Source organism: Clostridium sp. TW13 (assembly GCF_024345225.1).
GTDB lineage: Bacteria > Bacillota > Clostridia > Clostridiales > Clostridiaceae > Inconstantimicrobium > Inconstantimicrobium mannanitabidum.
In genome coordinates this window covers 3,157,735-3,169,442 of sequence record NZ_BROD01000001.1, presented here as the reverse complement: position 1 = coordinate 3,169,442, position 11,708 = coordinate 3,157,735, and the positions used below count along the sequence as shown (strand labels likewise).

Here is an 11,708-nt window from a genome sequence, read left to right as displayed (position 1 = left end):
TGAATAGCATTTAAAATGTAGAAATAAAGTACATCTTATGGGAGGTGCCTCATTTGAAAATAGCATTATTAGCAGTAGAAGCTATATTAGGAATAATAATTGCAGTATCAATACTACTTCAACCATCAAAAGCAGATGCTTTAAGTGGACTTATTCAAGGTAAGAGTGAAACTTTCTACTCAAAGAATAAAGGTAGAACAAAAGAAGTATTGCTAGTTAGAGTAACAGCGATTTCAGCAGCATTATTTGCTATCAATACAGTAATATTAAATATAATATAAGAAGCGTATGCTTCAACTTCAAAACTCTAGGTTAAGGCCTGGAGTTTTTATTTTTATATTTCTAATAGAGATAGGCTTTTAGTATGAATTAAGAAGGCAGAATTAAGGATTAAGAATTCAGAAATTAGAATTTAAAATACTGAATAATAGGTGACGGTAAATAAAGTGTAGAACCTATATAGAACTGTTCCATTAAAATGTTGGTGGACAAGTTCTCAAAATTCGACTAAAAAATCGACAAAATAACTTAAAATTCTACCAACATTTAGGTGGAACAGTTACATACGCTTTTATTAATTAATAAATAAGGTATATAGATCAAAAACATGGACAAGATTACTAATAGAGATATATTAAGTTAAGCCATAAAAAAATATCGAAAAAATCCTGTGGTTTTATTTAGAAATACACGGAATATGAAACAAGCATGATATGTAATACACTTGCTAATCAATAAAGATATATATGTAATATATTTGGTAACAAATAAAGATATACATATAATAAATCTAATACTAGTTGAAGATATACATTACTATTTTGTTAAATAGAGTATAAAAGTAAAAAAATTTACGGGAATGAAAATATACCTTTACATAAGTTAACCAATAGTGGATAATCATATGATATAATTAGGGTAAGATATATTCAATAATAATTAAGTTCAAATTACATTATAATATTGAACTTGTTATTTATCTTTATATGTCTAACAAAATTGATTTGATTAAGTTTTATAGAGGTGTGGTAGGAATTAAATTTTGATGTTAGGCACAAAATAATAAGTAAATAGATCCTTTAAAGGAGGTTAACAACGATGGGAATAAAACAAACATTATTACAGTTCATGAGAGAACCAGCATATAACCCAATGGAGATATATGAATTAGCACAAATTTTTGATATCAATAAAAATGAATATAATGCATTTAAAAAAGTAATAAGATCAATGGAAAGAGAAGGTCTTGTTGTTAGTGATAAGAGTGGCAGAGTTGGTGTCATTGAAAAAATGGGAGATCAAGTAGATGAAAATACTGAAGGTTTAGTAAGTGGTAAACTTCAAGTACATCAAAGAGGCTTCGGTTTTGTCATTCCAGATGAAGAGGGAATGAAGGATATTTTCATCCCTATAAACAATATGAATGGAGCAATGAATGGAGATAAAGTTCTAGCTAAGATAACAAAGCAAGACACTGAGAGCAAGAAGTGTGAAGGTCTTATTGTTAAGATAACAGATAGAGCAAATAAGAGTGTAATTGGAGTTTATCAAGATTCAAGAAGCTTTGGTTTTGTAATTTCTGAGGATAAGAGAATTCAAAAGGATATCTTTATCTCTAAGAAAGACAAAAATGGAGCTAGGGATGGAGATGTGGTTATTGTTGAGATAACTAAATGGGCTCAAGATGACAAAAAACCTGAAGGTAAGGTAAAAGAAGTCTTAGGAAGAAAGGGTGAAGTTGGTATAGACATACTAATTATAGCTAAGAAGTATGGTCTTCCAGAAGAATTCCCACCTAAGGTATTGAAGTTTGCAGACAATGTAGAAGATCAAATTTCAGAAAAAGAAATTAAGGGCAGAAAAGATATAAGAAATATAAGAATGGTAACAATTGATGGTGAAGATGCTAAGGACTTAGATGATGCAGTTTCAATTGAAAGATTGGAGAATGGTAACTTTAAGTTAGGAGTACACATAGCAGACGTTACTCACTATGTAAAAGAAAACAATCCTTTAGATAAGGAAGCTTTCAAGAGAGCTACTTCAGTTTATCTAATTGATAGAGTTATTCCTATGTTACCTAAGAAGTTATCAAATGGTATCTGTTCCTTAAATCCTAGAGTGGATAGATTAGCCTTAAGCTGCTTTATGGAGATTGATCATTCAGGAAAGGTCGTACAACATGAAATAGCAGAGACAGTAATAAAAACTTCTGAAAGAATGACTTATACAGATGTAACAAAGATTCTTAAGGATCATGATGAAGAGCTTATAAAGAGATATGATTACCTTTATGAAGACTTTAAGGCTATGGAAGAACTTTGCAACATCTTAAACAAGAAGAGAATGAAAAGAGGAGCTATAGACTTTGATTTTGAAGAGTCTAAGATAATCTTAAATGAACTTGGGAAACCTATAGATATAAAACCATATGAAAGAGAAATAGCCAATAGAATGATAGAAGAATTCATGCTTGTATGTAATGAAACTATAGCTGAGTATATGTTCTGGACTCAAACTCCATTTGTATATAGAATTCATGAGGATCCAGATTCAGAAAAGCTAGAAAAGTTTAAAGAGTTTATATATAACCTTGGGTACAGAGTTCCATGGACTGCTGAAACTCATCCATCTACTCTTCAAGGAGTATTAAACATGGTAAAGGGTAAGAAGGAAGAAATGGTGGTTTCTACACTTTTATTGAGAAGTATGATGCAAGCTAGATATGCACCTCAATGTACAGGTCACTTTGGTTTGTCAGCAAAATACTACTGCCACTTTACTTCACCAATAAGAAGATATCCAGACCTTCAAATTCATAGAATAATAAAGGAATATCTACACGGTCAAATCAATGAAAAACGTTCTAGTGACCTTATGGGCATAGTTGATGCAGCTTCAAAGCAATCTTCAGAGATGGAAAGAGTGGCTCAAGAAGCTGAAAGAGAAGTTGATGACTTAAAGAAAGCTGAGTATATGAGTGAGAGAATTGGTGAGGAATTCGAAGGAATAATATCATCAGTTACATCCTTTGGTATGTTTGTAGAACTACCTAACACAATTGAAGGCTTAGTTCACGTAAATGATTTATTTGATGATTACTATATCTATGACGAAGCTCACTTAGCTTTAATTGGAGAAAGAACAAAGAAGACTTACAGATTAGGTGATGCAATAAAGGTAAGATGTGAGAATGTAGATATTGAAAATAGAGAAATATTCTTTGTGGTAGCTGGAGAGGATGAAGAAGATTTAGATTCAGAATTTGATGAGACTAATGAAGCTTCTGAGGAAGAACTTGAAGGCAAAGAACCAGTAAAGCATACTATAAGTCCAGAAAACCATGAAGATATTAACGAGCAATGGTCAGAATAGAATATAAGTTTTGCCAAATGTTTGGTTGATATTAAATTGTATATATATTATAATTTTAGATAATAAATATTGGATATATAAGTTCTAAATAGTGTTCTACATTTATAGCAAGTACGGTATATACAAATATGTAGTTTATTTATTAAAGAATATATATAATTTAACCAACAGTAAATCACGGTAGGTGAAGAGAAATGGCAAAAAGAGAGAGTAATAAGACTTTAGCTGAAAATAGAAAAGCAAGACATGACTATTTTGTAGAGGAAGGCATGGAAGCAGGTATAGCTTTAGTTGGAACTGAAGTTAAATCAATAAGAGCAGGAAGAGCCAACCTTAAAGATTGTTATGCAGAGGTAAGAAATGGTGAAGTTTTTATTAGAAGTATGCATATAAGTCCTTATGAACAAGGAAATATTTTTAATGTAGATCCTTTGAGGGATAGAAAGTTATTGCTTCATAAAGATCAAATAAGAAGGTTATCAGGTCTTGTACAGCAAGAAGGTCTAACGCTTATACCATTAGCCTTATATTTAAAAGAAGGTAAGGTTAAAGTAAATCTTGGCGTATGCAGAGGTAAGAAGAATTACGACAAGAGAGATGCAATGCTTGAAAAAGCTCATAAGAGAGACATCGAAAGACAAATGAAAGAAAGACTTAGATAATAAATCAGAACTGTAATTATATAAGGCATCTTCAAAAAATAAATAAGTTCAAGATGACTGATAGATTAGGATTATGAATTGAGGTTGCACCATAGTTTTATAGGTGTGGCTAAAGATTTATAATCCTTATTTATTTTTCAGGCTTAAAGAGTAGATAAGTTTATATGTTAAGTTAGTTTAACTTGTCATTTATTTCTAAACGATTTAATTATTTTGCAGGCTTAAAAATAAATTTATTTTAAAGAGATTGAAAAATGTTTTTGGTTGTGCTATCCTTGATAAAGAACTTTATCTTATGTGCATTGTGAAAGATGATTCATACTAAAATTAATTAATAAAACTTAATTAATTTAAGGCATCTTCAAAACATAAATAAGTATATATATGCCTAAGAATATTATTTCCAGTGTGTTTAATTTAATAACTTTAAATTAGTCCTGTGAGACTAAAAAGGGGGATATAAAAATGTTAAAACTTCAAGAGCAACAAGAAGTTATCGATGTTGCAGACAAAGTGCCTCTAGGTAAGGCCATTCCATTAAGTATCCAACATTTATTTGCAATGTTCGGATCATCAGTATTAGTACCAATCTTATTTCATATTGATCCAGCTACAGTCTTATTTTTCAACGGTGTAGGAACAATTTTATATGGAATTATAACAAAGAGAAAGATACCAGCATTCTTAGGTTCAAGCTTTGCATTTATTGCACCAGTTACATTGCTTGCAACAAAAGGATTTAGCTTTGCGCAGATTCAATCAGGTTTCTTTGTGGCAGGTCTTGTATTCTCAGCAGTGGCAATAATAATTGGCTACACAGGAGTAGGCTGGGTAAAGAAAGTACTTCCACCAGCAGCCATGGGTTCAGTAGTTGCAATCATAGGTCTTGAGCTTGCACCAACAGCAGCAGATATGGCAGGTTTTGCAGTAGGTGGAGCTAACACAAAGGTTATGAATCCAACTTGGATTGCAGTATCAATGATTACTTTAGCAACAGTAGTTATAGGAACAGTTGTATTTAGAGGATTTTTAAAGGTTATACCTATACTAATCGGAGTAGTAGTAGGATATATCTCAGCATGTTTCTTTGGACTAGTAGACTTTACACCAGTTTTAAATGCAAACATCTTATCTTTACCAAAGTTTGAGATGGCTCAAATGAACTGGACATGTATACTGGTAATCTTACCAGCAACATTAGTTGTAATAGCAGAACATATAGGACACGTAGCTGTAACAAGCAGCGTTGTAGGAAAAGACTTAGCAGAAGATCCAGGTCTACATCGTTCACTTTTAGGAGATGGACTTTCAACAGCTTTATCTGGATTATTTGGTTCAGTACCAACAACAACTTATGGAGAAAACATAGGAGTATTGGCTATAACTAAGGTTTACAGTTCATATGTAATAATGGGTGCAGGTGCACTTTCAATAGTACTTGGTTTTTCAGGTACACTATCAGCTTTAATTAAGACAATACCAACACCAGTAATAGGAGGAATCTCTCTATTATTATTTGGTACTATAGCAGCATCAGGTATAAGAACATTTGTTGATGAAAAGGTTGATTTCTCAAAACCAAAGAACTTAATCTTAGTATCAGTAATCATGATAGTTGGTCTAAGTGGAATTTCAATAGATATAACAAAAGCAGGAATGGGAACAGTATTCCAATTAAAAGGAATGGGATTAGCTTCAGTAGTAGCTATAGGCTTAAACCTAATATTAATCTTATTCGAAAAGCTTGGAATAATGAACGAGAAATAGAGAATAAAATAAAAATATACTTATAAGAAGATAAAAAGATAGATATAGAAAATATAAAATATAAGTATAAAACCAATAGATATAAAAAATATAAAATAGATAAATATATAAATTATGATAAAAATATAAAAATATCCTTACAGCTGTGGTGAAACCACATAATAATTTTTGCCCACCGATTAGATATAAAGGTACATGAGAAAAGCTCCTTGGGATTGTTAGTTTCATAAATATGAAACAAGCAAATCTCAAGGAGCTTTATATATTTTAAATGAGCATAATATTTCAATGCTCATAGGTACAAGCATTTCTAGATGAGGAAAGGTGATGTTTAGATGAGCTGTTCAAAGATTCTATTATTCTATTTTGCAAATATATAAAAATTTAACTATATACATATTTAAAAATAAAAATATATAAATATTTATAGGAAAAATGCCGCTTGCAGGGGATTTGTGCATAATTTAAATTAAAGTAAACCTACAAGTTCTCTAAATTTTGAGTAAAATTTAATATTGTTTAGGGTAGGATCATTAAGAGCAATCTGCTTATAATCAGGATCTATTTCAACTACTTTTTGAAGACAGTTAAGGGCCTCATCCTTCTCTCTAAAAAGAGATAATAATCTTGTCTTGTAGTAATAAGGAGCAGCAAAGTTTGGATCTAAGCTTATTGCTTTATCAAAGTTTATCATGGCTTTATTAAAATCACATTTGTAACAATACAAATCACCTAAGTTGCAATACACCCAAGGATGTTCTCCATCAGTCTTAAGCAAATCTTCATAACTCTTTATGCAATTATCATATTGCTTTGCAACGAAATAGCTGTCAGCAAGATATTTTAATAGTCCTACATTGGTCTTTTCAAATTCAAAAGCTTTTTTCAAATAAGGAATTGCCTCCACATAATCTCCGTTTAAATATAAAGAGATAGCCAGTCCAGAAACAGCATAAGGGAAGTTTTCATTGTACTCTAAAGCTTGGTTAAAAACAGCTATGGCTTCCTTATATTTATAAATTTCAATTAAAGAATTGCCTTTATTAACATAAGGATAGGGGTCAGCAGGTGTGAGTTCAATGGCTTTATCAGCATAAAAAATAGCATCGTTGTACCTTTGAACCTCAAAATAGCACCAAGCAATATTGTTATAAAGTTCTGAAGAAATTGGATTTAATTTTAAAGCTTCTTCACATTTTTCTATAGCTTGGTCATTTTTATTTTGTTCTACCAAGATGTAAATTAATTGGCCGTAGTAGAAATTTATTGGGATGTCATCAATATACTTGGTAAGCATCTTGCTTGCAGCATCTAACTTATTTTTGTTAATAAGGAAAATAATCTTCTTCATCAAAAACTTTTGGTTAGTAGAGAATTTTCTTAAAAACACTAGTATTATGCCAGATAGAATCAAGCAAATAAGCAAGACTATAATTGTATAAATCAACAATGAATCATTCATTAGAACTTTGACCTCGAAACTTATTATATATTATATTATGTTTTAGTAGTAAAAAAAGGAACAGTTCATAACCTTGACTATAAAATTTAAATCATATATACTAGAGAAGTAAACTGAATATAGATGCAAATGCGTTAAACTTATAGATTCACCATACATGGGGGCGATTTGGCTTCGACGGGGGTGAGGTAGGTTTGATAAGCGAGCTAGGGTAAGCATGGAACCCTATGAACAGCTATGCACTAAATGTAAACGCAGAAGAAAATAATTTTGCATTAGCTGCTTAGGCAGCTTCGTTCTACCTGAGAGTCCCACGACTTAGGATAGGGCGTCAATTAGTGGGGAACCGAGCTTAGGAAAGCTTTGACCTAAGAACGGAATTTATGAAGCTACTGAAGTAAGAATCTCGTTGCTAGGAGTCTTATGGAGGGAATGTTAAAATAGCAACTGCGCTCGGAGAAAGTCAAGCAGATCTGCTTTCGGACACGGGTTCGATACCCGTCGCCTCCACCATGAAATACACGACTGCTTGTAAGTGGCTTTAAAAGCTGCTTACGGGTGGTCGTGTTTTTTTGTTGTTACGGGTAGCATAGCATTTAAAATAAATATTAATAACTAAATATCGTTAAGGTAAATTAATAATGTTATTATTAGAATTTAGTGGATATGTAATCAGCATAAATATTCTAGAGGATAAAAAATTTTGTTAAAGAAGTATTAGGATTTAAAGACCACATTGAAGTAACGTTCAATGTGGCTTTTTTGCTTAAAAATAGAAAAAGAGTAGTCACGGTTAGAAGCAGCATTTTGAAAGATATAGTAATAGTTTTATGTTAAAGTAAGTTGATTCTTGTTAATTTGTTTGATGAAAATATATTTTGTAACAGAACAAGAAAAATATACAATTATGTTATATAATTAGTAATGAAATAAATAATTTTTTGCTTATTAAAGGGGATGAACAAATGAAGCAAATAATAATAATACCTGGAATATTAGGAAGTAATTTAAATTATGGAAAATGTCCAATATGGCCACCAACTGAAATGGAGTTTTTTGTAAAAGGATTAGTGGTTGCAATTAGAAATTTAAGTGATATTGCAACAGATAAAATTACAACTGATTCAATTGATAAAGGAACATATAATGAATTGTATGAATTTATAACAGAAGCAGGATCAGATTTAAAAGTTGATAGATTTCCTTATGATTGGAGAAAGAATAATTTTGATGCAAATACTATGGAAGAATTGATGGAGTTAATTGTTGATACTAGTGCCGATGAAGTCATTTTAGTAGCGCATAGTATGGGAGGGATACTTTCAAAATTATTTTTATTACTTAATAAAGATAATGAATATATTAAAAAGGTAAAAAAACTAATAACTATTGGAACTCCTTGGAAGGGTTCACCAAAAGCATATATTAAATTAAAGTATGGTATAGGAGCAGTACATATGCCACATGTGTTTAAATCCACTATACCTAAATTACCAAGTGTATATCAATTGTTACCTAATAAATGTTATACTGAAAATAAAGGATTTATAGCAAACAAAGATTGGAATGATATTTATAAAGAATATGTTGATATATTAAGAAAAAATGGATTTAATCATAATAAAATTTTAAGTGAATTATATGAAAAAATGAATGAGAATATACCTAACTGGATTGAGCATCATGAAATAATAGGATATAGTAAGCCTACATTAACAAGTATAAGAGACGTAGGAGCAAAAGTTTTTGGAGAACATGGAGATGGTGATGGTACAGTACCATTATTTAGTGCAATATCTGATACAAAATATAAATATTTTATAAAAAGTGAACATACTTCATTACCAACTAACTGTCAGGTAAAAGAAATATTAAGAGAAATTATATTTGAAAGTAATTCTATGGAATGTATTAATGATAAATTACATCTTCAAACGTATCAAGAGATACTTGATAATGGATTTGAGGGAAAAGTTGTAAGAGTAGCTTGTCCGGTAAATGTTTCATTAATAGATGAAAATGGTGAAATGATATATGGCGATTTATCAAAAGTAAATACTGATAATTTTCTTAAATTGCTCTTAGGTCAAAGTGATAATATAGAATATATAGATGGAGATGTGTACTTTATATTTAATAATAAAAATGATTTGACTTCAAATAAACTATTAGTTCAAGCATATGAAGAAGGTGCGGTATCAATAGCTGTAGAGGAATATAAAAATGGCAGAATAGGCGATGTGGCGAAATTTAAAACATTTAATATGGATTATTCAAAAAATGCTGAAGTAATAATTAATAATGAACTTGATAATTGTAATGTAAAATTATTTGGAGATGGAGAGAAAAAAATCACACGAATAATTTTAAAGGGTGAAAGTCAAAGTGAAAGTAATAAAAATATAATATTACCCAAAACTGAATATAACTTTATTGGGGAAAATATTGTAGAAGTAGATACAAATAAATATTTAGCAATTGGGAATGTTGAAATATATGTTGATAAAGTAATAGAAGGAACTTATGATGTATTAGATACATTTTATTCTGTAAATTGCGAAAATGTTAAAAGTATTTCAGAAAAAGAAAAATATTTACTTGATTTAAAATTAGGAGATAATCTAATAAAAATATATTCTACAGATAAATATGAAAATGTTGAATTGATAAATGAAATATATATCTATCATATTGATAGCAATTATGATAGATTACCATTTCTAAAGGTGAAGATGGGACGAGAAAAGTATACGTTAATCACTGAATTTAATGAAAGTAAGGATTTAGAAAAATTTAATTTGATAGTACCTAAAGTAGAATTTTTATTTAATGATAATGATGGTGTATTATTTAATTATATTGAAATAAAAAATAAAATGAGAGAAGTTAAGTTAAAGGTTACAGACTCATTTGGAACATTAATAAGTGATTCATTTATAGTAGATGAAAAGTTATTAAATCTTATAATTGACTCTAAGGCAACTTTAAGTGAATTAAAAAAGTTTTTAAAATTATTAAGATTAAATGATTTTAAAAGATTTAAAGTCATTCGAAATGGTGTAAAAAAGAGTTATAAAGTATTAACTAATGAAAGAGTTACTGATGCTGATTCGTTGGAATTTGAAAATTCTACTATATCAATAAATATAGATAAAATGAAAGAATATAGAATTATGTTTAGCAATATGAGTGAATACTTTAATTTGAGCGAAAATGAATTTAAACAACAATTTTCAATTTTCTCAAATAATTCTACTAAAGAAATATTAGGCCTTAAATTAAAGATATATTTAGCAGTAGAAGATAATTCGGAGACAACGCAATTTACTAATTTGGATTGTATAGAATATAGTATTAAGGATAATAGATATAATTATAATATATCATCAGAAAAGATAAAAAAGCATTTATCAAATCTAAAATTAAATCCAGATATGTATGAATATGAATATAACGCGATATACTTTTTAATTTATATTGATAATGAAGAAAATACATTACTTCGTGCTTGTAAAATAGAAATAAAATACTAAGAAGGGGTGAGGGTTATGCATGGTCAATTGATTATAGGTATTAATATTGTATTATTAATAATATCAATACTTATTTATTTGAAAATTAGAAAAGAAAATAAATTAAGTATGTTTGACTATAGAGGATTTATAAAACTTTTAGTAATAATTGCACCATGCATAATTGTTATTATTAATATAATTATATATTATATATTTAAACCAAGCATATTTTGGAGTAAAGTAATTTTTAGTCCATTAATAATTCCATTTTATGTATTTATTAAAGATCTGATAAAATATTTAAAAAGAGAAATAATATATAAAATATATTATTTTGATATAGAAAATGATATTACTAAGTGGTTAGATGGATATACAAATATTTACAATAATGTGAATATAGTTTTGTACAATGATAAAAAATTATTGTGTTGCAAGGTAATATTGAGATTAAAATATCCTAATACTAATGTTGATAAAACGACTTTGTTAAAGCATTTAGAAAGTAATTATAATAATATAAGATTTAATATAGTCATACATTCAATGAAACAATGATTATTTATAAAATTTAAGAAAAAAATTTGGTGGATTTTAAAGGTCATGCTTCGCCTCCACCATTGAAACCCTCGACAGAAATGTCGAGGGTTTTTTAATTTGTTTGGATTTAGGATTGTTCATAATGAACCATATCATAAGTAAATGAGGTTTATAGCCTTAGGCACTGATATAACTTGGTTAAGGCTATTTTTATAGGGGAAAATACAGTATTACAAGTAATGATTAATTAACAAAAAAGGCTATAATAAGAAAGGAAAACAATTTTTTAGTGATAGATAAGTAGTAATTTGACGATTTAAGTAGGTGGCATTTTAGCAATAATGGGAAGTTTGAATCAGTAATGAAAATGAGCATAATTTAAACAAA

Annotated in this window: 7 protein-coding genes and 1 other RNA gene; 7 read left to right on the top strand and 1 reads right to left on the bottom strand. The window is 29.1% G+C overall.

Annotated features, from left to right (window positions below):
• Positions 1–53 precede the first annotated feature (53 nt).
• The 4 genes from secG (at position 54) to uraA (ending at position 5,804) form a co-directional block, all read left to right on the top strand.
• A complete protein-coding gene (gene secG / locus OCU47_RS14885; RefSeq protein WP_261829397.1) occupies positions 54–281 on the top strand; it encodes a preprotein translocase subunit SecG in 228 nt (75 codons plus the stop codon).
• An 817-nt stretch (positions 282–1,098) separates the two neighbouring features.
• Positions 1,099–3,375: a ribonuclease R gene (gene rnr / locus OCU47_RS14880; RefSeq protein ID WP_261829396.1), complete on the top strand. Its 2,277-nt coding sequence runs from the start codon at positions 1,099–1,101 to the stop codon at positions 3,373–3,375.
• A gap of 194 nt (positions 3,376–3,569) precedes the next feature.
• Complete coding sequence (smpB, locus tag OCU47_RS14875; protein ID WP_261829395.1) at positions 3,570–4,037, top strand: SsrA-binding protein SmpB; 468 nt, start codon at positions 3,570–3,572, stop codon at positions 4,035–4,037.
• A gap of 465 nt (positions 4,038–4,502) precedes the next feature.
• Positions 4,503–5,804 carry a uracil permease gene (uraA, locus tag OCU47_RS14870; RefSeq protein ID WP_261829394.1) on the top strand — a complete coding sequence of 434 codons (1,302 nt, stop codon included), beginning with the start codon at positions 4,503–4,505 and terminating at the stop codon, positions 5,802–5,804.
• A 469-nt stretch (positions 5,805–6,273) separates the two neighbouring features.
• Here uraA and OCU47_RS14865 read toward each other — a convergent pair whose 3' ends face one another.
• Positions 6,274–7,266: a tetratricopeptide repeat protein gene (locus tag OCU47_RS14865; RefSeq protein WP_261829393.1), complete on the bottom strand. Its 993-nt coding sequence runs from the start codon at positions 7,264–7,266 to the stop codon at positions 6,274–6,276.
• A gap of 159 nt (positions 7,267–7,425) precedes the next feature.
• Between OCU47_RS14865 and ssrA the strand changes: the two genes are divergently transcribed.
• The 3 genes from ssrA (at position 7,426) to OCU47_RS14850 (ending at position 11,339) form a co-directional block, all read left to right on the top strand.
• Positions 7,426–7,779, top strand: a transfer-messenger RNA (tmRNA) gene (ssrA, locus tag OCU47_RS14860).
• A 452-nt stretch (positions 7,780–8,231) separates the two neighbouring features.
• On the top strand, positions 8,232–10,799 hold the full coding sequence (locus OCU47_RS14855; protein ID WP_261829392.1) for a lipase/acyltransferase domain-containing protein: 2,568 nt from the start codon (positions 8,232–8,234) through the stop codon (positions 10,797–10,799).
• Between the two features lie 15 nt (positions 10,800–10,814).
• Positions 10,815–11,339: a hypothetical protein gene (locus OCU47_RS14850; RefSeq protein ID WP_261829391.1), complete on the top strand. Its 525-nt coding sequence runs from the start codon at positions 10,815–10,817 to the stop codon at positions 11,337–11,339.
• The last annotated feature ends 369 nt before the right edge of the window (positions 11,340–11,708 follow it).

Bases quoted from the DNA above. Each gene is read 5' to 3' on its own strand.
- OCU47_RS14850 (WP_261829391.1), top strand. From the start codon at position 10,815: ATGCATGGTCAATTGATTATAGGTATTAATATTGTATTATTAATAATA.
- uraA (WP_261829394.1), top strand. From the start codon at position 4,503: ATGTTAAAACTTCAAGAGCAACAAGAAGTTATCGATGTTGCAGACAAA.
- smpB (WP_261829395.1), top strand. From the start codon at position 3,570: ATGGCAAAAAGAGAGAGTAATAAGACTTTAGCTGAAAATAGAAAAGCA.
- rnr (WP_261829396.1), top strand. From the start codon at position 1,099: ATGGGAATAAAACAAACATTATTACAGTTCATGAGAGAACCAGCATAT.
- OCU47_RS14855 (WP_261829392.1), top strand. From the start codon at position 8,232: ATGAAGCAAATAATAATAATACCTGGAATATTAGGAAGTAATTTAAAT.
- OCU47_RS14865 (WP_261829393.1), bottom strand. From the start codon at position 7,266: ATGAATGATTCATTGTTGATTTATACAATTATAGTCTTGCTTATTTGC.